Consider the following 21,423-nt stretch of genomic DNA (forward strand, 5'->3'; position numbering starts at 1 on the left):
CCTGCGGAGATGCTAGTTCGATATTGATATTCAATTCTTGTTTAAGCTTGGCGATCGCTTGAAAAATTCCCGGTGGTTCAGGGTCTAGACGAAGATCGACATCAACTGTGGAGTTGCGCCATCCCACCAGTAAGGCACTAGCTCCACCTGTAAAGTAGATGCAGCCTGAACCATGAGCTTCTTTACCTAGTGCTTGCATTAGGCGTTCTAACTTCTGAGAGTCAACGTTTGCACGCATTTTTTTGCTGTGATTATCTACCTCTAGTTACAAGTTTGGTTTAACGCCTATTCAAAATTCAGTTGTACAACTGAATTGAAAACATAATAGTTGTTTTTGAGCTTGAAAAACAATTGCCTGCTCACCAGCTTGCATACCCGAAGGCATTCTTCCATTAGTGAGAACATTACCCTCCCTACTCCCTTTTCTCAGTTGTGACTGTTAATACTTGCGGGGGTGTAGCATCTGGGGGATAGAGAAAGTCTACTTCTACTAGAGAGCGATCGCCTGTTTTCATGTTTAATACAGCTAGTGGTTGTCCTGGCTGACCTCTTCTTTGTACTAAGTGAATAAAGTTAGTTTGAGGACGGCCGTTATCGTCTTTGTATCGTATTCTCACACTACCTCTAAAGAAGACTTGACGGGCAGGTGTGGTGAAAAATCTCAGTCCTGGTTGTGTTAATTTGTCTTCTTTAATTGGCGTTTGAATTGATACGTTTACCGTTTGGGCGGTAGAAGTATTATTGTATAACGGTAACTTCAAACTATACTGAATCGCGTAATTTCCATGCGCCCGATAAGCGGTGTCAGGATAACGTACTAAAAGCGGCGCGCTTTGAGTTTGTTCTGTTCCCAATGTGCCACCATGTAGGGTGCTAAGGGGATAGGAAAATGACTGTCCTGGTTGGGGAATAGTTAAATACTTAGCTTTGGGACTATCAACGATAAAAGCGCGCCATTGCGCCCCCCGCGCCACACCAGCTACTCTGCCATAGATGCGGGGTTTACCTGTTTCTTCTAAAGGTGTGGGGACTTTATCACGGGGACTAGAGACATCACTATTATTTAATAAATCTTGCCACTCTTCTAAAGTTGGGGGGCGTTCACTTCCGTCAGTATTAGTGGGTGCAAACATCGCCAAACTAGCTGCGTAGACTGTACCATTACTGCGTAGTCGTGCCAAAGTTGAGCGACCGTTGAGGGGTGGTGTCAGTCCTTTGACGGGGATTGGTTGATTGAGTAACATTCGACTTTCCCCGGCTGGAATCACGATTTGGGGAGGAAAAATATCTTGTCTGCGTCCTCTTAAGATATCAGACATGACGCGATCGCCAGGCCCTGCGAATACATTACCTAACAAATTTTCACTAAAAGCAGGTAACTCAATAAACGGCGCATCTGGTTGACTTAAATAACTTGCAGCTTGCAACACATTAACTGTAACAGGCTGGTTTGTTGGGTTATGTAAAATTATCCCTAAATATAATGAGCGCAAATTCTCCGGCGGTTCAGCTCGTGCAACGTGATGAGCAAACACATCAAACCTACCGCGAAAAGGATAATTCAAATGCGCTGATGGGACTTTTTTACCCTGTGGTGGAAAAGTCGAAAGCAAAATCCCTTCTTTTAATACTAATTCGGGACTATTGCTATTAAAAGTTGGCACCGCATCCAATTGTCCTGGTAATGGGCGAACTTGTTGAGGTTGGACAACTTCTTCTGGTGGTGGTGTAGCCGGAGTTGATTGGGCAACGATTAAACCGAGTAATAAATGCAACATATTCCGAAAAAAATTTATCTCCCGTTATAGCAAATTAGTCATTAGTCATTAGTCATTAGTCATTAGTCATTAGTTATTAGTTTCTCTTCTTCTGATCTTCCTTGTCTCCCTTACACCCTTACACCCCTAAACCCCTAAACCCTTACACCCCCACATCCCCACACCCCGACGCTAGCAAGTTATAAAAGTGCCAAATTGTTAATAATTAATAAGAAATCTGTCAAAACTTCTATCAAATTTTCTTGGTTTAAAACTGGGACATGAACAAATATACAATGTGCTGTCGAATTCTTTTGCCCTAAGTAGTCCAGTACAGAATAATAAAGTCCTTCGCAAACAAATTTACCGCAGTCGTCACTAATATCAGTCGCCTTTGCTCCTGAGACTAATTGTTTAACATCAATTGTTGTCTGTAAAAAAGTTTCTCCACGGCTTGCACCCAGTTCTACACTTAATTTTTGCCTACTAGCGGCCATGCCACAACAGACTACATAATCAGGTTGGTATTCCTCTATTTTGTCCACCACCCTAACACTAGCTAGCTCGACATCAACGGGTAACAGGCGCAAAAAATTTAAATCATAGGGGAGTGAGTCGAGTTTCATGACTTCAAGTAATAAATCATCCGAAGAATTTGACGGTTGATTTTCCAGCCAAGTGTCAAAAGAAGTTAATAGTATTCTTTTCTTCATGGAAAATATTATTTAGAATAGAAAAACCTTCCATAAATAATTTACAAGGAATACATCAATGCCAGTGATTGCGGTTATAGACTACGACATGGGCAACTTGCATTCTGTTTGCAAGGGATTAGAAAAAGCTGGTGCATCTCCCAAAATAACTGATTCTCCCAAGGAATTAGCTAAAGCTGATGCGGTTGTTTTACCTGGGGTGGGAGCATTTGATCCCGCAGTCCAACATATTCGCCAACGCGATTTAGAGCAGCCGATCAAAGATATAATCGCATCTGGCAAACCCTTCTTAGGCATCTGTTTAGGACTACAAATTCTGTTTGAATCCAGTGCGGAAGGAACTCAACCAGGACTCGGAATTGTGCGAGGAAAAGTAAAGCGGTTTGTCCATGAACCTGGCATAACAATTCCCCACATGGGTTGGAATCAGCTGCAATTAACTCAACCAAAAAGTATTTTATGGGAGCATTTACCCCCACAACCTTGGGTATATTTTGTGCATTCTTACTATGTTGACCCCGTTGAGGCGCAAATCCGGGCTGCAACTGTTACCCACGGTACGCAAACTATTACAGCTGCTATTGCCCATGAAAACCTGATGGCAGTACAATTTCACCCAGAAAAATCATCTAACATTGGCTTGCAAATCTTGTCTAATTTTGTTTCGCAAGTACGGGAAAAAATCGCCGCTTAATAATGAAATTACAACTTAGAGCTTCGTCATTTGTTTCCAGTCATTATGATTTTGCTACATACTATTGACTATGGACTATTGACTGTTGACGATTGACTAATGAGTCTAAGAATTTACGGGAATCGCCAAATTAAAACTTTACCAGGGCAAGAAACCCGACCCACAAGCGCGCGGGTAAGGGAAGCAGTTTTTAATATTTGGCAGGGAGAAATAGTAGGTTGTCGCTGGCTAGACTTATGCACCGGTACAGGTTCAATGGGTGCAGAGGCTTTGTGTAGAGAAGCCAGTTTTGTAGTCGGAATTGAAAAATCCAGTCGCGCCTGCGCCGTAATTCAACAAAACTGGCAGCAAGTAGCGCAGGAAAATCAAAAATGGCAAGTATTACGTGGTGATGTCATCCAGCAGCTAAAGCACTTATCAGGGCAGCAGTTTGACAAAATTTATTTTGACCCACCCTATGCTAGTGGATTATATCAACCTGTATTAGAAGCGATCGCTCACTATCAATTATTAGATCCTCAAGGTGAAATCGCTGTTGAGCATAATCCCCAAGGGTGGACAGATATAGTAATTCCTAATTGGGAAATTTGCCGTGAAAAAGTTTACGGTAACACAGCACTTACTTTCTACAGTATGAGGGTGTAGGGGTGTAGGGGTTTAGGGGTTTAGGGTGTAGAGGTGTAGAGGAAAAAATCTCTCCCCCTGCTCCCTGCCCCCTTGCCCCCTACCTCTAATTAGCCACCCAACTCATTGGGGCGTTTGTATTGCTTGTAGGCAGCGTAAAATAACCCAGCGAGGGTAACTGTAATCAAACCAAGAACAATACCTGACAGCAGGGGTTCAACCACTTTAAGTCTCCTGTTTACGATTATTCAAAATTCATTTCTCACTTATGATTTTACCAAATTAGTGATGAATCCCGCTTTCAGTAAAGATTTTAGGCGATCGATAGTTATAAGCAAACTCTCGGATATGCTTGCAGTCAGCATCAAGAACTTTTAAGCTATGTGTAGGAAATAAACATTTTTGAAAACAACTAGACATTACAGCACAACTTTTGGATAACCAGATTACTAAACCCGAAAACCTGATTCAGCAGTGCGCTTTACTGGCTCTAGCGATACTGCTAGCAGTCTTATTGGGCATTTTTGGTGTAAATATGGTTCAAGCCTCTGACCCATATGTCAAAAGTGTTTTAGCATTGTCAGGAGACCCAATACAAGGACACGCTATTTTTCAAATCAATTGTGCTGGCTGTCATGGTTTAGAAGCTGATGGGCGAGTCGGCCCTAGTTTACAAGGTGTTTCTAAACACAAATCCAAGTATGGATTAATTCATCAAGTCATTAGCGGTAAAACACCGCCAATGCCCAAATTCCAGCCTAATGCTCAAGTAATGGCAGACCTCTTGAGTTACTTAGAAACTTTATAAATCAGTATATTTACTATACTAAGCAGTAGGTGATGTAAGTAATAGACACCTACTGCTTTTTTTGACGACTCAGCACTCAAAACTCAGCACTCACCACTCAACACTCATCACCCAGCACTCACCACCCAGCACTCACCACCCAGCACTCATCACCCAGCACTCATCACTCATCACTCAGCACCGGCTAAACGCCGCGCTACCGCTAACAGCACTCACCACTCAGCACTCACCACTCAGCACTCACCACTCAGCACTCACCACTCAGCACAAAAGTAAAGGACATTGATACAATTGCCACTGCACCGTTGAAACATTTAAATCTTTAATCAATCCAGTACGTATATCTAATAACCAGCCATGAACCATAGGGGCGTTTCCTTCGTAGAGTGCTTGACGCATGATGGAAGTTTGATAAAGATTCTTCACTTGTGCGACAACATTGATTTCGGCTAAACGATTCAGACGTTCAATTCTGCTTGGCAAGGCATCAATTTCAGCTTTATTTTGTAAATATAGTTCTCTAATGGGATTTACCCAATTATCGATAATGCCAATGGTTCGCCATTCTAACGCCGCCTTAATTCCTCCGCAATCATAATGACCACAAACAATAATATGTTTGACTTGCAAATGTAAAATCGCATATTCTAAAACGGCGAGAAAGTTAATATCCGTTAGAGAAACCTGATTAGCAATATTCCGATGTACAAATAACTCTCCAGGTTCAGTGCGAGTAAAGTTAGTCAATGGCAGACGACTATCGGAACAACCGATGTAGAGAAAGTGGGGAGTTTGTCCTGTTGACAATTCTTCAAAGTAATCTGGCTCTAGTGCTAACTTTTCAGCCACCCAAGTCTGATTATTTTTAAGCAGCTCATTAATGCTGTGATATTTCATCGAATTTCTTTGAGCATCTCACCAATATTTTAGCTAATTTACATTTGCTCCCAGAGTCATCTGCACTGATCACAAACTAAAATTTTGCTAAAAATGCTAATTTTATTTCATGAAAATTACAGATTTTCTGGAAAAGTATTGATAATTACCAATCTCTTGTAACTTCGATGACTTCTGTATATTCAAACTCATTGGGACTTTGTTTAACTAAAGGATATCTTTCTCCAGCTAATTCTATATAATCTTGTTCACAGTCTGGTTTAGAGGAATAATAAACTAAAACATATTCTCTTCCCACTCTTTCAGAGATTTCTGCTTCTACCTCACCCCGCCATTGTGTTTTAGTGACTAATACGATTAATTGATTGGCTAACTGCGGTAAAGTTTGAGCAATGCGACGGCGATAGGTTTCGTCTAGACTCCCGAAGGGAGAATCCATCACGATGGGAAAGGTACTACTATCAGGTATGGTGAGGATTTTCCGTTTAGCACTCCACTCTCTGACTTTATCAATAATACTAGCGATAAAAGATAGACTGAGTATTTGGTTTTCCCCTGTGGAAGCTGCAACTGTTGCTTCTGTACCGGAGGTATTTTCTACTAAGGTGAGTTCATATTTGTCACTGATTTTAGGAATATAAGGAGTAAAAGAAATAGCCGCAAATATTTCTTGCAATCGCTTTTCTAGTTGCAGGCGAAACTGTTTTTCTTGGCGGTTTCTCACTTCAGTTAAACGTTCGATTGCGTCTTGGGTAGCGTTGATGCGTCTTTGCGCTAATAATTGTCTGTCTTCGTTGAGCTTTTGTTTAGCAATTTGTTTAATTAAAGTCTCAATCTCGGCTTTAAGGTGAGTGATTTTTTGTTGATTTGCACCTTGTTCTCGATTTAGTTCGTCGATTTTACTCTCAATCTCATCTAGTCGTTTTTGTAAGTTGCTAATTTCTTCGTTGGGATCTTTACGTAAACGTTCTTGAATATTATCTAATTCGTGTTCGATTTCTGAAATATTTTGGCGTAGTTGATGAAGTCTGGCTGGTTCTTTGTCTACTTCTTCCCAAAAGGCTGCGGCTTGTTTATCAATTTCTTCTACCTGCGCGCTCATCCGAATTGCGGTTTCCTCTACTGAAGATGAACCTGCTTTATCTAACCACATACTCACATGATGATGGGCGTGATTACCTGAATGCAATTCAGCACCACAAATACAGCGTTGCGAATTGAGTAATTCTGTGATAAATTCCCGTGAAATTCCCGAAGTTAATTCACCCCGTTGTTTTAAATCATGGATAATAGTCCGAAATTGGTTAGTGGTATCTGAAAGTAAAACTGTATAACCCCGTGAGGAAATAATTTTTTTCAAGGCTTCTTTAGTTTGTCGCCAGTTGTCTTGATGGCTTTTCTTTTGATTTTCTAAGTCTTGCCGTTTTTGTTGTAGTTCTTTAGCGGCGGTGAGTTCTTGTAACCGATTACCAGTTTCTTTTTTAAAGGTCTGTTGATATTCTATTTCTTGCTTAATTTCTGCTTGACGGGCGTTGATTTGAGCAATTTCTTGTTCGAGTTTGGCTTGTTCTTTTAAAAGTTGTTTGATTTCGGAGTCACCAATGGCTTTCAATTCATTCTCTAAGCTTTTTTTGGCTTCTCCTAGATGTTTAATAGAACGGTTGATGACTTCTACACCCAAGAAAATTTTTGTCGCTTCCGCAATTTCTGATTTTTTATCAGAGCGGACAATTTCTTCTATGCGTTCGCCGTCGAAAAAGAAGTATTGATGTAAACTGACTGGTAGAATCTGCCCGATGATTTCTTCTGGTTGCTGGAGTGGAAAGTACCATCTACCGTCATCACCGGCGACTTGCATGAGTAATTCGGTTTTACCTAGAGCAAAATCTGTTTTATTTTTATAACCGCGACATTGGCGTTTAACGTTATAGCGTTTACCTTCGTGTTCCCAGTTAATTTCTACCCAACATTCTACAGCTTGTCCTGGTTGGGCTTCCGCGATCGCTCTTTTATTTACTAACTGTTCTGTGGAAGCAAAAGCTGCACTAAATTTTTCATATAAAACCCACGTAAAGGCATTCAGTAAACTGGTTTTACCCGCTCCATTATTGCCGTGAATCATCGTTGTATTCAAGACATCTCCCCCAGAAATGATCATCTCTGGTGTTTTGCCATAAAAAGAGCGGAAGTTACACAGTTTAATGGAGGTGAGTTTCATTGCACTGCTCCCTTGACAATATCTAAAATATCATCATTGATGGGGCTATTACTTTTCCTATCCAGCCGATTCTTTTCCAGATGCCAAACTCGCTCGATAATTTGTCTTACTTCCGGCGGCGCGCTCAAAATAGGCTCTTGCACATCATCGATATTTTGCTCTGGCGACATCTTAATTTTTGATAATATCTTTTCTACCTATTTTAACTGCCTCAATCGCGCTTTTTTCATCCGTAAAGCCACTATGAATGCTATCTTCAAATTCTCTGGATTTTTGCGGTGAAAATTTAAAGTTTGTTGACAAAAAAGTATTTATTTTGATTTTGCTTTCTGCTATATTTTATTTATGCTGAAATTTTTTATAATGGGATGTTAGTAAAATTTTTAAAAAAGCAAACACCCCATTATATTAGTATCTATTAAACATTTTTCCATAAAACGTACAATTAACTAAAACAAGTAGAAAAAATTTACAAAAAACTTAAGTATAATTCTGTAGACAGGGAACAGGTAATACCAATTCACAATTCGCAATGGACTTCGTCCCGCTTCGCTAACGCAATTCGCAATTGATAAATCCTGACTTGACAAGGTTTTCTGGGTTTGGATATGTATCAGAATTTTAGTGAATTGGTATAAGCTGTTCAGCATATAAGGAAAAATACGAAGACCGCAGGGAGGCAGGGAGCAGGGTGCAAGGGAGAGGATTTGCAGCTTTTATCAGTATTAATTATGACAGTGGTGGAATTTAGATGAAGATTAGCTTAGACAAGGTAGGATTTTTCTCTATTTCCAATGCCCAATGCCCAATGCCCAATGCCCAATGCCCAGTCCCCAGTCCCTAATTCTCCACAACATCCGCTAAAGTCTGCAATAACTCCGTTGCCGTGTAAGGTTTAGAGAGAAATTTAGTAGCACCAACTGCGATCGCTTTTTGTTCATTGGTTGGTAAACCGCTAGTCGCAATGATTTTCACCTGTGGATTCAGGGCTTTGAGGGTGCGGATAGTGGTTAAACCATCTATGTTGGGCATGAGCATATCGAGTAAGACTACGCTGATGTCGTTTGGTTGTTGGGCATAAAGCGCGATCGCCTCAATGCCATCACTCACCACTAGGGTACGATAGTTATAATCTGCTAAGGTTTCCTGTGTGGTTTCTTGAATGATGGTTTCATCATCAGCCACTAAAATTAACTCTCCGTGACCCCTGGGTAACTCCGCTTCTATGTTTACCTCTGTGACTGTTCCTGTAGAGATAGGCAAAAACACCCGAAATTCTGTACCTCTACCCACCTGACTTGATACTTCTACAAAACCACCGTGGTTTTTGACAATTCCTAAAACTGTGGATAACCCTAAACCCGTACCTTGACCGACTTCTTTCGTGGTGAAAAAGGGATCAAATATCCGTTCCAAAAATTCTGGCGGAATTCCTGTCCCTGTATCTGCAACTTTCACCAAAACATAGCCGCCTGCACGCGCCTCAAGGTGCATTCGGGCGTACGTTTCATCAATCAGATGATTTTCGGCTGTAATGGTGAGCATACCACCATTAGGCATGGCATCACGGGCATTAACTACCAAATTCATGAACACCTGATCTAATTGGGTGGGATCGGCCTGTACTATCCAGAGTGTATTACTGGGGATATCTGTTTTAATTTCTATGGTTTTAGGAAATGTCTGCTTCATGACTTTGACTAATTCTTTGAGCAGATGTCCTGGTTGTAACAAAATGCGTTGACCTTCTTTCCCACGGGCAAAGGTGAGAATCTGTTTCACTAAATCAGAACCACGCTTTGAGCTAGTTTCTAGAGTTTTGAATAATTCTTGAGTCCTTACATCAACATTTTGGCATCTTATGGGTAAAAGTTGGGCAATCATCACGATGGGTGCAAAGACATTATTCAAGTCATGGGCAATACCACTAGCTAAAGTTCCGATACTTTCCAACCTTTGGGCGTGGTAGAATTGCTGCTCTAGTTGTTTTTTCTCAGTGATATCTGTGGAAATACCACAAATACCGTAGGGACAACCATCAGAATCACAAAGAGGAAACTTGATACTCAAATAAGTATGTAGTCCATCATCTAGTTCAATTACCTCCTCAGACTGCAAAGGTTTTCCAGATGCGATAATACTTTGATCATTTCTCGTCAATGCTTGAGCGACTTCAGGAGAAAATATTTCATCATTGGTTTTGTTTTTGACTTCCTCTCGTGTGAGGTGGGTAATTCTTTCAAACTCAGAATTTACTAAAATATGTCTCCCCTGGATGTCTTTGACATAAATGATAGCTGGGGAGTTATCGATAATTGCTTGTAACCTTTGTTCACTTTCTCTCAAACACGCTTCAGTTTGTTTGCGGCTGGTGATGTCCTGATGCACCCCAATCATCCGCAATGGCTGACCAGTTTGATCGTAGAAGGCTTTACCTTTACCATTGCCCCAATGTACCGTACCATCACGCCAAACTGTACGGAACTCAACATCACAAAGTGTTTGGTCATCAATAGCCTGCTTCAAAGAGTCTTCCACAAATTCACGGTCTTCAGAATGTATGCAATTTAAAAAGGATTGCAAATTGCGGACAAATGTCTGGGGGTCGAGATCAAATAGTGGAAATATATTCTCAGACCAGATCACTTGATTAGTTTGCAGATTCCAGTCCCAAATTCCTGTATTGGTAGCTGAAAGTGCTAATTGCAGACGCTGTTCACTTTCTTCTAGAGCTGATTGAGCCTGTTGACGCTCTGCAATTTCTCTGTGTAAGTGAGCATTTGCTTGCACTAGTTCTGCTGTGCGTTCTGCGACACGCAATTCTAATTCGACTTGAGCTTGTTTTAATGATACTTCTACCTGTTGACGTTGATTCACCTCTTGTTGTAACTGTTGGTTAGCTGTTTGCAGTTGTATGGTTTGCTCATGGCATTTTTGTTGTAGGGTGTGCATGACTCCCAGCATTTCTGAGGGGTTGAGCATTTGCAGGAGATTGGTTTGGGTAACTAATCCTTGGAGTTCTCCTTGCTCCCCCACCACGACTACACGCCGCACCCCTCGCTGCTGCATCAACTCCTGTACTCTCATCAAAAAATCACTTGCACTAACACTACATACAGGCCGACTCATGACAACCTCCGCCGGAGTGCGGTCAATATCTAGTGCTTGTAACTGAAAACTGACCATATCGCGCTCAGTCACCATCCCCACTGGACATAAATGGCGATCGCCTGGCTTTTGTGTAACAATCACTACACAGCTAATCTGGCGATCGCTCATAATTTGCGCCAGTTCCCGCAAAGATGCAGTAGGTGGTGCGTGAACCACTTGAGTTACCATCACCTCTGCGACAGTGCGAAATTTCAACCAGTGCGCTGGCTCAATCACCTGACGTATTCCGTCTTGGGTAATCAGTCCCACTAACTCACCCTTGGCATTAACTATGGGTAAGTGGCGAATTCGATGATGACCCATGAATAGTAAAGCAGTTAAGGCATTATCCTCTGGAGTAGGAGTCAGAGTGATCACTTGCTTTGTCATCACTTCCCCAATTCTGACACCAGATAAATTCTGACCTGAAGCAATTACCCTAACTACATCTTTAAGTGTGAATATACCTATTAATCTTTTGCCTTCAACAATCAAAATACAACTAACTTGAGGTTGTTGGGGTGAATTTCCTGCCCCTAAACTACGATCAACACCTACTCGATTCATTAAATCAATCACATCAATCAACAACCTATCTGATGTGACAGTAAGAGGAGCATCTTCCATTACCTGCTCTAAAGTAGGCAAATCAACGGCATAGATTAAATTCATGCTGCACGAAATATTTTACTCAAAATCTAAAAAATCAACTGAAAGTCATAAATTTCGATCATGTCATGGTTAGCCGAATGTGCTAACCAAAGCTGATACCGATGTTATTTTTCAGATGCGCTTGCAGCTAAGTTTGCTAATATTATCTTGCCAATGGATATTTTTTATAAGTAATACAGATATTAACCACAGCCCTTTCACTATAGCGTTTTCTGGCCTACTAATGTACAAACCGATCTGCGTGCTATCTGTGGTTAATTATTGTTGTTTTTACCCCTCGACGGTAAGAAATCTTATGTGGCTAGTATTACTAATCTTACCTCAGATATCTAACAAACCATAACGTTTTTGTAAATTTAGCAGTTTGATTCGCGCTTCACCCGCATTATCAGCCAAATCAGCAAATTCGACAAATCGTCGTAGTTCCTTTCTTAACAGATTCCGTTCTACTTCTATGGTTTCTCTATCCAAATCAGGAGGCAGGACAATCATATCAAATATAGTAGCTCGTTCTTTTTGGGGATGGGGACGTAAAACTCTCCCCCTTCTTTGAATAAATTGGCGCGGATTACCAGAACTCGATAAAATCACAGCCGTTTGCATCGCTGGAATGTCTACCCCTTCATCTAAACAGCGAATTGCCACTAAACCCTGTAATTCGCCATTTTCAAATTGATGACGTAAGATTTCTCTTTCTGCTAAAGGTGTTTGGGCTGTGTAGGTACTAACTTTATAGCCTAATTCTCTGCCCAAAATTTTAGCTACGGCTTTGAGTTGTCGCAAAGAAGAACGTTGACCTGTCTCTAGTGAACCATCACTACAATAAAATAGTGTGTGGGTAGTATCGCGGCGATTAGCCATTAATTGACGCAGGGCATTTAATTTATTACTAGCTGCGCCAATTAATCTCGCCCTTTGCATTAATAATGGCTTTAAATCTGCAATATCTTCAAAATTATTCGAGTCCTTAATTTCTTTGTCTCGATATAGTATGGATCTGCCAATTTTTTTAGTTAACTTTAAATAAGCAATACTTTCTGCTTCTGTTAATTCCACCAATATGGGATAATATAAATAATGTACCAAAGCTCCTTGAGAAATTGCATCCCTCAACGTAAACTCCGGCTGTAAAACTGCCCCAAAATAATCAAATAAAGATTGTGTACCATCATCATCAAAATACCTTTCTGGCGTAGCCGATAAAGCCAACCTCAAACCCACGCTTCTAGGTAGACTTTCCTCTAACTTCGGTGCGCCTAAATTATGGGCTTCATCGCCAATAATTAATGTTTTGATAGGAAAATACTTGAGTTGTGATTGTAATCCCTCACCAATTAATGTGGAGTTAGTTGTAATTACCGTGATGAAGCCTTGAGAATGAGAACGCAGATTGTAAAGTTGAGTAGAAAGTTGACTTTGCCAATTGCGGACATTCTCAAAAGCTAAAATCGGTTGCAAATTAAACTTTTCACATTCCCGCGCCCATTGGGTGACAAGATGGCGGTAGGGACAAACCACCAACAACATCTGCAAATTAATTTGTTGGTAAAGTTCACAAGCTATAGCCAGTGCAGTAATAGTCTTACCACTACCAGTGGCCATTTTCAGCGTACCTCTGCCGTGATTAGCAAACCAGTTAGTAATAGCTTGTCGCTGATAAGGGCGTAATTGCAGAGATACCGGCATCATAGGGCATCCTGGTAATGGCTGAGTTTGATAACTCCCCCCACTTTCCTTAACAAATGGCACCGTTAAGCGAAAACTAGGAGGTAGCTGCACTGAATTTAGCGTCAGGTACATAAAAATTCAAAATTCAAAATTCAAAATTCAAAATACATTTTGGGCATTGGGCATCGGGCATCGGGCATCGGGCATTGGGCATCGGGCATTGGGCATCGGGATAAAATCTACCTTGTCTACCTTGTCTACCTTGTCTACCTTGTCTACCTTGTCTACCTTGTCCCCAATCCCCAGTCCCCATTCCCCACTCACATATAACCCGCCAAACACCGACAAGAGAACCTTGCACCTCTACTTGCATGGCTGCAACTTCGATGGGGTTGTATTTGGCGTTAGCGGGTTTGAGGGTAACGCGATCGCCACTACGATAAAAACGTTTTAATGTAGTACCATAGCCATCCACTCGCGCCGCTACAATCGTGCCATTTTTTAAATGTTCCGGTTCAGGAACTGGACGCAAAAATACTAAATCCCCATCACTAATTAAATCCTCAATCATACTATCCCCCGCTACCCGTAAAGCATAGGTTTGTGGCGGTAAAATTAGATTGGAAAAATCAATATGCTCTACAGCATCAGTAAAAGGATCTATTAAACCCCCCGCCGCAATGGTTCCTAAAACGGGTATACCTTGCTTCAAAGCTTGTAAAATTCTAATGGTTCTCGCTTTCCCTTCTGTCCATTCAATGTATCCTTTATTGCGTAAATGTTCTAAACGACTTTGAATTGGTGCTGGCGATTTTAAATTCATCGCTTGCATCATTTGGCGAATCGAAGGTGAATGCTGATGTGTTCTGATATATTCAGCTAACCATTCATAAAGTTCTTGTTGCGCTTGAGTGAGTCTTTCCATACAATTAATGAGGGATGTAAATATAAATGTCCCTAGAACATTAGTACTATAAAAAACCTCTAATCACAAGATAAAAATAAAAATTAGTCAATAGTCAATAGTCAATAGTCAGTAGGGGCGGACTCTGTTAGAAGTTCACGTTTAAAAACAGATGTTTTGGTGAAACCTGCCCGTATATTAGTCAATAGTTGAAAAATCTACCTTTTTTATGGTTGTGTTTGCTTGTAAATGAACAAAATTAAATTCAAAGGCAAAAGAAAATCAGATTATCTTGCTTTTGCCTTTTTAATTTTGACTTTTAACTTTTCAATCAGCACCTAAGATACTGGCTAACAAAGCCTTTTGTGCGTGTAGGCGATTTTCCGCCTGATCCCAAATGCGTGAGTGTGAACCTTCCATTACTGCTTCGGTAATTTCTTCCCCACGATGGGCGGGTAAACAGTGTAAAACAATCGCCTCTGGGTCAGCGAGACTCAATAACTCTTCAGAAATCTGATATGGTTGGAAAATAGGAAAGCGATCGCCTGCTTCTGCTTCTTGTCCCATACTTGCCCAAACATCAGTGTAGAGTACAGATGCGCCCTTTGTGGCTAAGTGTGGATCATGAGTAATTAACACCTCAGTTTTATCTCCTGCGATCGCCCTTGTTTGCTCTACAATGTGAGGGTCTGGTTCATAACCTTGGGGAGTGGCGATTCTGACGTTCATTCCCGCCAAAGCACAACCCAATAGCAAAGAATTAGCAACATTATTACCATCACCAACGTAGGTTAATGTTAACCCTGCCAGAGTGCCGAAACATTCCTGCACAGTTAATAAATCAGCTAATATTTGGCAAGGATGTTCTAAATCTGTCAGAGCATTAATCACAGGAATTTTGGCATAGTCAGCAAAAGTTTCCAACTCCTGTTGAGCAAAGGTGCGAATTGCCAGAATATCTAAATAGCGATCTAATACTCGTGCGGTATCTTGTACAGGTTCGCCCCGACTAACTTGAGTGACATTAGGATTGAGGTCAATAACTTGTCCACCCAATTGATACATCGCCACTGTAAAGCTAACCCTTGTGCGAGTTGAAGCCTTAGAAAACAACAAACCCAAGACTTTATTGCACCGCAATTGCAATTTTTGCGATTTCAATTGAGTCGCCAATTGCAGAAGTTCCTGAAGTTCCGTAGGATTCAAGTCTGCCAGACCTAATAAATCTCTTCCAATCAATGCTGCCATATGTTATTGATGTGTAAAAAATAATTATATGGTGATTGGGGACTGGGGATTGGGGATTGGGGATTGGGGACTGGGGACTGGGGACTGGGGAATAGGGACTGGGGACTGGGGACTGGGGACTGGGGACTGGGGACTGGGGACTGGGGACTGGGGACTGGGGATTTGGGATTTGGGATTTGGGAGACAAGGTAGACAAGGGAGATTTTACCCTAATGTTCCCATGCCCAATGCCCCATGCCCTATTCCCCACTGTAAGTCTGCAATTGTTATCTAGACACATCAACAATTGATTTTTGTTCACTCAAGGGTTCGGTTTTATCTAAAGTGGGTCTTCTTTGACCTATGACATCAAAGAATAAATCTTCATAACTCTCTATAGCTTGTTCAAAAGCAAACTTCTCTAACGCAAACTGTCTACCTTGATGCCCTAATTTTGCGGACAAGTCAGCATTATTGTACAATTCCAAAACTGCTGCTGCTAATGCTTCTGGTGACTCTGGTTCGACAATTAGACCACCACCACTTTCTGTAATGACTTTGGCTGCTGTCCCATTATCTGGAACTGATCCCACTACCGGACGACCAGCCGCTAATAATAGAGGAATCTTAGAAGGCATATTAAAGGAAATCACATTGCTTTTTTGGACAATCAAACCCACATCAGCCGTAGCTAACATTTGCGGTAATTGTTCTCTCGGTTGTAGGGGTAGAAGTAAAACATTATCTGCACCACAGGCTAAACAATGTTTTTGTAATCTTTCTAAAGCCTTAGATTCCCCCACAATCACAAAACTAATGTCGGGAATATGACGCAAACAAGCTGCGGCTGCAACTACCGTTTCTAAACCTTGGGTGAGGGCGATGTTACCAGAGTACATCACCACAAATTTACCATTTAGTCGATGATTGCTTCTCCAAGAGTTGTTTTTGTTTAAGGGGCGAATAAAATTCACGTCTACCCAATTGGGAATACATACCATCTTTTGGGGGTTGACTCCCTTCTTAACTAAATTCTCTAAAAACCCATCAGCAATCACACTAATTTTAGTAGCATAGCGATAAGCAAATTTTTCTATAGCTTCACAAAACTGAATCATTCGCTTGTTCGTCATCAGTCCGACACGAATTGCGGCTTCTGGCAGAATATCTTGGACATTCAGCACTACAGGACATCCATACAAGCGACCTAGTAAAGTTGCGGGAAGGGAAACTAACAGTGGCGGGACTGTGAGGAGAATGACATCAGGCCGCTTGCCTCTGAACGCTTGGGGTAAACTGGTGAATATAAAACTTAATTCCAGCAGTAAGCGATCTATTAAATTGGGTTTAGATTTAATTCGTAAGTAACTGCGCTGGATAGTCACGCCATTCTTTTTTTCTGTTACATACCATTTACCCTGATATTCCTTGTAAATTTCCCGTTGGGGATAGTTAGGCATTCCTGTAATTACCCTCACTTGATGCCCTCTTGTCACTAAACCTTCTGCTAGTTCCGTGATTAAAGGTGCAATGCCTATAGGTTCAGGGTAATAGTTGTAAGAATAAATCAGAATGTGCATGAGATTTTAATAAAAATTTTTGCTAAATGTACCTTTGAGAATATCAGTTGTGTGGATATCAGCTAAGTTTTCATAATTTTAGTTATAATTTTTTTGCAACAGCTTCGCACTTGAAGATAGTCGATAAATAAAGTACGTGGCTACTATGATGCTTTTCCGTGAAAAGACGTATAAGTTAATTGGTTTGTTGCCTCAGATAAATCACTTGTCAGTATGAATATTAACTAATTGCTAATTTCCCAGATGAGTAGTGATTGTGTGTGGTATGGTCAAATTTTACAGTTTTCTGATACTGTTGATCTTTAGTGGTATTTTATTCTTCAAAAAAATTGTAACTTTATATCCGTAAATTATAGTGTTTATACGGTTAGTTCATCAAATCTTTAACAATTTTCTGCAAATTTTCATTTTAAAGTTAAGATTCTATGTAAACAGTATTACTTACAAATTTGTCTGGTGAATAACATCAGTGTGTATAAAAAACTCTATCCTTCAGATGGATAGAGTTTTTTATTGCTGGTCATTAATCGTGTAAAAAATTAATTGTGTGGACGGAGGATGATCTTACTCAACATAAATGGCAATTCTTGTGCCATTTTCCAGTTCACCCAGGCATCCTATACCATCTGAGCGACTAAACCCGCATCTAATGGACGCATCCCATTCGTCTATAATCGAGTTTCCTTGTTGAAAAGCCACTTGATTGACGTAAAAATCCTGACCATCGGCAACATTAGCGAGTTGAGCGCGACTCAGTATCAGAATAAAACAATATCGTGTAGAACATAGTTTGAGGTTGGCACTAGCATTACTGAATGCACCCATGACCCCATAATCACAAGTATATCGTTCGCCGTTAATCGCAATATTACAATTAGTAGTATTAAAGCTGCGATGATAGCGGAAATCTTGGGCTGGTCTTGCTAATGTCGGGCTAGCATTCAGGCTCAATAGACCCACGGAAGTCAGCACAGATGCTGCTAGTTTTTTTAACATCATTGTTCCCCTTGTCACAATCTTCTTGATGGGTGATGCAAGCTTATGGCTTCCATAATTGTGTTTCTCTATTACTTACGTATTTTTACGAGGATAGTTACAAAAATTTATGTTTGCTCTATGTCATAAACTACGTTAACGGGGAATGGGGAATTGGCAATTGTCTTTTTCTCACCTGCACCTCCTTACCTTGCAGCCTGCTTTTTTCCATCGACAAACAGTAGCTTGGCATAGTCCACCTCAGCATGATGGCGAGGTAAACTGTTGGAATTGACCAATGAAAGTTAAGCTACGCAACCTTAAATATGACGGCATTTTTATTAGAAGTTGGTACAGAAGAACTACCTGCAAGCTTTCTGAGTGGTGCTGTGGCACAATGGCGATCGCGTATTCCTGAAAGTTTAGCAGCCCATAGCCTCAATAGTGAATCGGTCACAGTTTACGGTACTCCCCGGCGGTTGGCGGTACTGATTACGGGTTTACCATCCCAGCAACCAGATAGAGAAGAGGAAATCAAAGGCCCACCCGCCCAAGCTGCTTTTAAAGATGGTCAACCCACACCAGCCGCCATAGGTTTTGCGAAAAAGCAAGGTGTGGCGATAGAAGCGTTAGAAGTGCGTCCCACAGATAAAGGGGATTTTGTCTTTGTCCAAAAAAGTATTCCCGGCCGTCCTGTGGCGGATATCTTGACAGAACTGGTTCCCCAGTGGATTTACAACTTAGAAGGTAAACGCTTGATGCGCTGGGGGGATGGGGATGTGAGATTTTCTCGTCCCATTCGCTGGTTAGTGAGTTTGTTAGATGAGGCGATTCTGCCCATTGAATTAGAAAATGGTTCAATTAAAATTAACAGCGATCGCATTTCCTATGGTCATCGTGTTTTACATCCTGAACCTGTCACCATCCACAACGCCGCAGACTACGTGAAAACGCTGCGTGATGGTTACGTAGTTGTAGATCCCGAAGAACGCACCCAATTAATCCAATCACAAGTACAAGCGGCGGTACAGAAATTAAACGGGAGTACGGAAATGTACCCCGATTTACTGGCAGAAGTGACGAACCTAGTAGAATGGCCTTCCCCAGTGGTGGGTAAATTTGAAACAGAATTTTTAGCCTTACCTACGGAAGTCATCACTACAGTCATGGTGAGTCACCAGCGTTATTTCCCCGTATTTAAAGCAGGTAGTACAACAGAACTGCAAGCATATTTTATTACCGTGGGTAATGGCGACCCTCACAAAGCCGAGATTATTGCTGTGGGTAATGAACGCGTAATTAGAGCCAGGTTAGCAGATGGACAGTTTTTCTACAAATCTGATTTATCAAAAGCTTTAGAAAATTATTTACCCCAACTAGAAACCGTCACCTTCCAAGAGGATTTAGGTTCATTACGCACTAAAGTAGACCGCATAGTTAATATTGCTGGGCAAATTTCTACCCAACTGCAATTAAACGCCGACAGTCGCCAACATATTGAACAGGGCGCATTATTATGTAAAGCCGACCTAGTAACGCAAATGGTCTTTGAATTCCCAGAGTTACAGGGAATTATGGGACAAAAATACGCGATCGCTAGCGGTGAATCAACCGCAGTGGCTACAGCGATTTTTGAACATTATTTACCACGGGGGGCAGATGACATCCTACCCCAAACCCTCACAGGTCAGGTAGTCGGTATCGCAGACCGACTCGATACTTTAGTGAGTATCTTTGGTTTAGGATTAATTCCCAGTGGTTCTTCTGACCCCTTTGCTTTGCGTCGCGCTGCTAACGCTGTAGTTAACATTACTTGGGCGGCGAATTTACAAATCAATTTAGCCACCCTCTTAGAACAAGTCGCTGCTAACTTCTGCCAGCAATACAATAAGGACTTAGGGAAATTAAACTCAGCCTTACAGGAATTCTTTTTACAACGGATTCGCACCCTACTGCAAGAAGAAAAACAAATTGACTACGATTTAGTAAATGCCGTCTTGGGAGAAGATGACCCAGAGTATACAGATAGGGCATTACAGGATTTATTAGATGTGCGCGATCGCGCCTTATACCTGCAACAAATCCGTCGCGATGGTACACTCGATAAAATCTACGAAACCGTCAACCGTTCCACCAGACTAGCAGCCCAAGGTGATTTAGATACCAAACAGCTAGACCCCACAAATTTAGTCCGTCCAGAACTATTCCAAAAGTCTTCTGAGTCAGCCTTTTATGAAGCCTTAGTTAAATTAGTCCCGCAAACCCAAGCCGCACAGCAATCACGTAACTATCAACTGTTAGTAGAAGGGTTAATAAATATTGCCCCAACAGTGAGTAATTTCTTTGATGGCGCGGATAGCGTGTTAGTAATTGACCCTGATCCAGAAATTAAGCGCAATCGCTTGAATTTGCTGGGATTACTGCGAAATCACGCCCGTGTGTTAGCTGACTTTGGGGCAATTGTAAAAAGTTAGGGGTTTAAGGGTTTAAGGGTGTAGGGGTTTAGGGGGTTGGGTTCTTTTTCAATCCTCGCCCAACACGTTTGCCCCAAGAAGCAGGGCTTTTAACTCAAGGGTTGGGTTGGCTGCTTTTTCTTCCCCCTACACCCCTACACCCAAACCAATGGGGCTTGGTAAATTCGCGTAAATATCACAAATGACGTTTAATGTGAACATCATACACTTATCCCAGTTTCTAGCTGTTGATGCTACTGGGATGAACAATAGTAATTCCCTCAACTTCTACAAAGTCTTTTGGGTTTAAAGTCAGAATATGGCTGATGTTGTGAGCCAGCACTACGGCTTGTATGCGTAAATCGTGGGTACGTTTCCCAGAAACCTTATAAGTTGTAGCGAGCCTAAACCAAAAGCGAAATACATCCGGTGTTTCTTCTAGCCACTCAAACTGATTTATGAGCATTTGCACCGTTCCTTCGGTTTCCTCTGGTGTCCATCCAAATCCATTTACAGCTACAGGACGGGTGGCGACAACCCAAAATTCAATTAAAACTTGAGATGTAATAAAACATTGATGGTTATTAGATATTAGATACCTGATTGTGCGATCGACAAGATTATAATCGGGTGAAGCTATATCCCTGGAGCGTAACAGGATATTGGTATCTAATAGATAATGGGTCATACTTCATCATCGTAGATGTTTTCTCGACGCAGAGCTTCATCATCCAGGTTGGCATAGCTTTTTGGTGCTGTATCTATCCACTTTTGCCAAAGTAATAATCTCTCGGATGAGGTTTGAGGTTTACTAGGTGGTAACGTTGAATGCTTGTTACTAAGCTTTTCTTGAAAGAGTTTTTGCTCTTCGGGGGAGAGGTTTAGTACCACTTCTACTAAAGAATTAACAAGTTGTACATTCATCTAGACCTCCAGGATACTCCGACTATTTCTTAATATAGGACTCTTATGTGGTGGGAGCAAGAGATACAAATTTGCGTTGAAGACGGCGATTATTAGCCCACAGAAGTTGTTGACGAAGCACAACGTTACCAAACATTCTGAAAAATAGTATGCTTTATT

19 protein-coding genes and 2 pseudogenes are annotated in these 21,423 nt (G+C 41.3%); 6 read left to right on the top strand and 15 right to left on the bottom strand.

Going from position 1 to position 21,423, the window contains the following annotated elements; all coding sequences use genetic code 11:
* The 3 genes and pseudogenes from CV014_RS13950 to CV014_RS13960 all read right to left on the bottom strand — a co-directional run.
* Positions 1 to 238 (bottom strand): annotated as a pseudogene (locus CV014_RS13950) (DUF6036 family nucleotidyltransferase); the annotation flags it as partial.
* 175 nt (positions 239 to 413) lie between these two features.
* Complete coding sequence (locus CV014_RS13955; protein ID WP_236142587.1) at positions 414 to 1,778, bottom strand: DUF3370 domain-containing protein; 1,365 nt, start codon at positions 1,776 to 1,778, stop codon at positions 414 to 416.
* Between the two features lie 179 nt (positions 1,779 to 1,957).
* Positions 1,958 to 2,470, bottom strand: coding sequence for a pyroglutamyl-peptidase I family protein (locus CV014_RS13960; RefSeq protein ID WP_236142588.1), 513 nt, complete (start codon positions 2,468 to 2,470; stop codon positions 1,958 to 1,960).
* A 58-nt stretch (positions 2,471 to 2,528) separates the two neighbouring features.
* On the opposite strand from CV014_RS13960, the gene hisH reads away from it, so the two are divergent.
* Both hisH and rsmD read left to right on the top strand, forming a co-directional pair.
* The gene (gene hisH / locus CV014_RS13965) at positions 2,529 to 3,164 is read left to right on the top strand and encodes an imidazole glycerol phosphate synthase subunit HisH (protein ID WP_103137483.1); all 636 of its coding nucleotides are present in this window, start codon (positions 2,529 to 2,531) and stop codon (positions 3,162 to 3,164) included.
* Between the two features lie 99 nt (positions 3,165 to 3,263).
* Complete coding sequence (rsmD, locus tag CV014_RS13970) at positions 3,264 to 3,809, top strand: 16S rRNA (guanine(966)-N(2))-methyltransferase RsmD (RefSeq protein ID WP_236142589.1); 546 nt, start codon at positions 3,264 to 3,266, stop codon at positions 3,807 to 3,809.
* 89 nt (positions 3,810 to 3,898) lie between these two features.
* Here rsmD and petG read toward each other — a convergent pair whose 3' ends face one another.
* Complete coding sequence (gene petG / locus CV014_RS13975) at positions 3,899 to 4,012, bottom strand: cytochrome b6-f complex subunit V (RefSeq protein ID WP_103137481.1); 114 nt, start codon at positions 4,010 to 4,012, stop codon at positions 3,899 to 3,901.
* A gap of 209 nt (positions 4,013 to 4,221) precedes the next feature.
* On the opposite strand from petG, the gene CV014_RS13980 reads away from it, so the two are divergent.
* On the top strand, positions 4,222 to 4,596 hold the full coding sequence (locus tag CV014_RS13980; RefSeq protein WP_236142590.1) for a c-type cytochrome: 375 nt from the start codon (positions 4,222 to 4,224) through the stop codon (positions 4,594 to 4,596).
* A 61-nt stretch (positions 4,597 to 4,657) separates the two neighbouring features.
* Positions 4,658 to 4,882, top strand: coding sequence for a hypothetical protein (locus CV014_RS13985; protein WP_236142591.1), 225 nt, complete (start codon positions 4,658 to 4,660; stop codon positions 4,880 to 4,882).
* Here CV014_RS13985 and CV014_RS13990 read toward each other — a convergent pair.
* The 7 genes and pseudogenes from CV014_RS13990 to argF form a co-directional block, all read right to left on the bottom strand.
* Positions 4,858 to 5,493, bottom strand: coding sequence for a carbonic anhydrase (locus tag CV014_RS13990; RefSeq protein ID WP_236142592.1), 636 nt, complete (start codon positions 5,491 to 5,493; stop codon positions 4,858 to 4,860). The genes CV014_RS13985 and CV014_RS13990 overlap by 25 nt on opposite strands.
* A 145-nt stretch (positions 5,494 to 5,638) precedes the next feature.
* A complete protein-coding gene (locus tag CV014_RS13995; protein WP_236142593.1) occupies positions 5,639 to 7,711 on the bottom strand; it encodes an AAA family ATPase in 2,073 nt (690 codons plus the stop codon).
* Positions 7,708 to 7,881 (bottom strand): hypothetical protein, encoded by a 174-nt coding sequence (locus CV014_RS14000; protein WP_192881710.1) that lies wholly within the window; start codon positions 7,879 to 7,881, stop codon positions 7,708 to 7,710. Before CV014_RS14000 ends, CV014_RS13995 begins: the two co-directional genes overlap by 4 nt.
* Before the next feature lie 670 nt (positions 7,882 to 8,551).
* Entirely contained in the window at positions 8,552 to 11,533 is a 2,982-nt protein-coding gene (locus CV014_RS14005; RefSeq protein ID WP_236142594.1) for a CBS domain-containing protein, read from the bottom strand.
* 321 nt (positions 11,534 to 11,854) lie between these two features.
* Positions 11,855 to 13,333 (bottom strand): DNA phosphorothioation system restriction enzyme, encoded by a 1,479-nt coding sequence (locus CV014_RS14010; protein WP_236142595.1) that lies wholly within the window; start codon positions 13,331 to 13,333, stop codon positions 11,855 to 11,857.
* Between the two features lie 199 nt (positions 13,334 to 13,532).
* A pseudogene (lexA, locus tag CV014_RS14015) lies at positions 13,533 to 14,126 on the bottom strand (transcriptional repressor LexA); the annotation flags it as partial.
* 306 nt (positions 14,127 to 14,432) lie between these two features.
* Positions 14,433 to 15,353, bottom strand: a complete 921-nt coding sequence (argF, locus tag CV014_RS14020; protein WP_236142596.1) for an ornithine carbamoyltransferase — start codon at positions 15,351 to 15,353, stop codon at positions 14,433 to 14,435.
* Between the two features lie 28 nt (positions 15,354 to 15,381).
* Between argF and CV014_RS14025 the strand changes: the two genes are divergently transcribed.
* Positions 15,382 to 15,627 carry a hypothetical protein gene (locus CV014_RS14025; protein ID WP_236142597.1) on the top strand — a complete coding sequence of 82 codons (246 nt, stop codon included), beginning with the start codon at positions 15,382 to 15,384 and terminating at the stop codon, positions 15,625 to 15,627.
* Here the strand turns inward: CV014_RS14025 and CV014_RS14030 are convergent.
* Both CV014_RS14030 and CV014_RS14035 read right to left on the bottom strand, forming a co-directional pair.
* Positions 15,620 to 16,912, bottom strand: a complete 1,293-nt coding sequence (locus CV014_RS14030; RefSeq protein ID WP_236142598.1) for a glycosyltransferase family 4 protein — start codon at positions 16,910 to 16,912, stop codon at positions 15,620 to 15,622. The two genes, CV014_RS14025 and CV014_RS14030, sit on opposite strands and share 8 nt — an antisense overlap.
* A 564-nt stretch (positions 16,913 to 17,476) precedes the next feature.
* Positions 17,477 to 17,911, bottom strand: a complete 435-nt coding sequence (locus tag CV014_RS14035; protein WP_236142599.1) for a hypothetical protein — start codon at positions 17,909 to 17,911, stop codon at positions 17,477 to 17,479.
* Between the two features lie 302 nt (positions 17,912 to 18,213).
* Here CV014_RS14035 and glyS point away from each other — a divergent pair, with 302 nt between their 5' ends.
* On the top strand, positions 18,214 to 20,361 hold the full coding sequence (gene glyS / locus CV014_RS14040) for a glycine--tRNA ligase subunit beta (protein WP_236142600.1): 2,148 nt from the start codon (positions 18,214 to 18,216) through the stop codon (positions 20,359 to 20,361).
* A 220-nt stretch (positions 20,362 to 20,581) separates the two neighbouring features.
* Here the strand turns inward: glyS and CV014_RS14045 are convergent, their stop codons facing one another.
* On the bottom strand, positions 20,582 to 21,028 hold the full coding sequence (locus CV014_RS14045; protein ID WP_236142601.1) for a type II toxin-antitoxin system VapC family toxin: 447 nt from the start codon (positions 21,026 to 21,028) through the stop codon (positions 20,582 to 20,584).
* The gene (locus CV014_RS14050) at positions 21,025 to 21,264 is read right to left on the bottom strand and encodes a hypothetical protein (RefSeq protein ID WP_236142602.1); all 240 of its coding nucleotides are present in this window, start codon (positions 21,262 to 21,264) and stop codon (positions 21,025 to 21,027) included. Before CV014_RS14050 ends, CV014_RS14045 begins: the two co-directional genes overlap by 4 nt.
* Positions 21,265 to 21,423: the final 159 nt, after the last annotated feature.

It is taken from the genome of Nostoc sp. CMAA1605 (assembly GCF_021596505.1).
Classification (GTDB): Bacteria; Cyanobacteriota; Cyanobacteriia; order Cyanobacteriales; family Nostocaceae; genus Trichormus.

Bases quoted from the DNA above. Each gene is read 5' to 3' on its own strand.
- CV014_RS13955 (WP_236142587.1), bottom strand. From the start codon at position 1,778: ATGTTGCATTTATTACTCGGTTTAATCGTTGCCCAATCAACTCCGGCT.
- CV014_RS13960 (WP_236142588.1), bottom strand. From the start codon at position 2,470: ATGAAGAAAAGAATACTATTAACTTCTTTTGACACTTGGCTGGAAAAT.
- hisH (WP_103137483.1), top strand. From the start codon at position 2,529: ATGCCAGTGATTGCGGTTATAGACTACGACATGGGCAACTTGCATTCT.
- rsmD (WP_236142589.1), top strand. From the start codon at position 3,264: ATGAGTCTAAGAATTTACGGGAATCGCCAAATTAAAACTTTACCAGGG.
- CV014_RS13990 (WP_236142592.1), bottom strand. From the start codon at position 5,493: ATGAAATATCACAGCATTAATGAGCTGCTTAAAAATAATCAGACTTGG.
- CV014_RS13995 (WP_236142593.1), bottom strand. From the start codon at position 7,711: ATGAAACTCACCTCCATTAAACTGTGTAACTTCCGCTCTTTTTATGGC.
- CV014_RS14000 (WP_192881710.1), bottom strand. From the start codon at position 7,881: ATGTCGCCAGAGCAAAATATCGATGATGTGCAAGAGCCTATTTTGAGC.
- CV014_RS14005 (WP_236142594.1), bottom strand. From the start codon at position 11,533: ATGAATTTAATCTATGCCGTTGATTTGCCTACTTTAGAGCAGGTAATG.
- CV014_RS14010 (WP_236142595.1), bottom strand. From the start codon at position 13,333: ATGTACCTGACGCTAAATTCAGTGCAGCTACCTCCTAGTTTTCGCTTA.
- argF (WP_236142596.1), bottom strand. From the start codon at position 15,353: ATGGCAGCATTGATTGGAAGAGATTTATTAGGTCTGGCAGACTTGAAT.
- CV014_RS14025 (WP_236142597.1), top strand. From the start codon at position 15,382: ATGGTGATTGGGGACTGGGGATTGGGGATTGGGGATTGGGGACTGGGG.
- CV014_RS14030 (WP_236142598.1), bottom strand. From the start codon at position 16,912: ATGCACATTCTGATTTATTCTTACAACTATTACCCTGAACCTATAGGC.
- CV014_RS14035 (WP_236142599.1), bottom strand. From the start codon at position 17,911: ATGATGTTAAAAAAACTAGCAGCATCTGTGCTGACTTCCGTGGGTCTA.
- glyS (WP_236142600.1), top strand. From the start codon at position 18,214: ATGACGGCATTTTTATTAGAAGTTGGTACAGAAGAACTACCTGCAAGC.
- CV014_RS14045 (WP_236142601.1), bottom strand. From the start codon at position 21,028: ATGACCCATTATCTATTAGATACCAATATCCTGTTACGCTCCAGGGAT.
- CV014_RS14050 (WP_236142602.1), bottom strand. From the start codon at position 21,264: ATGAATGTACAACTTGTTAATTCTTTAGTAGAAGTGGTACTAAACCTC.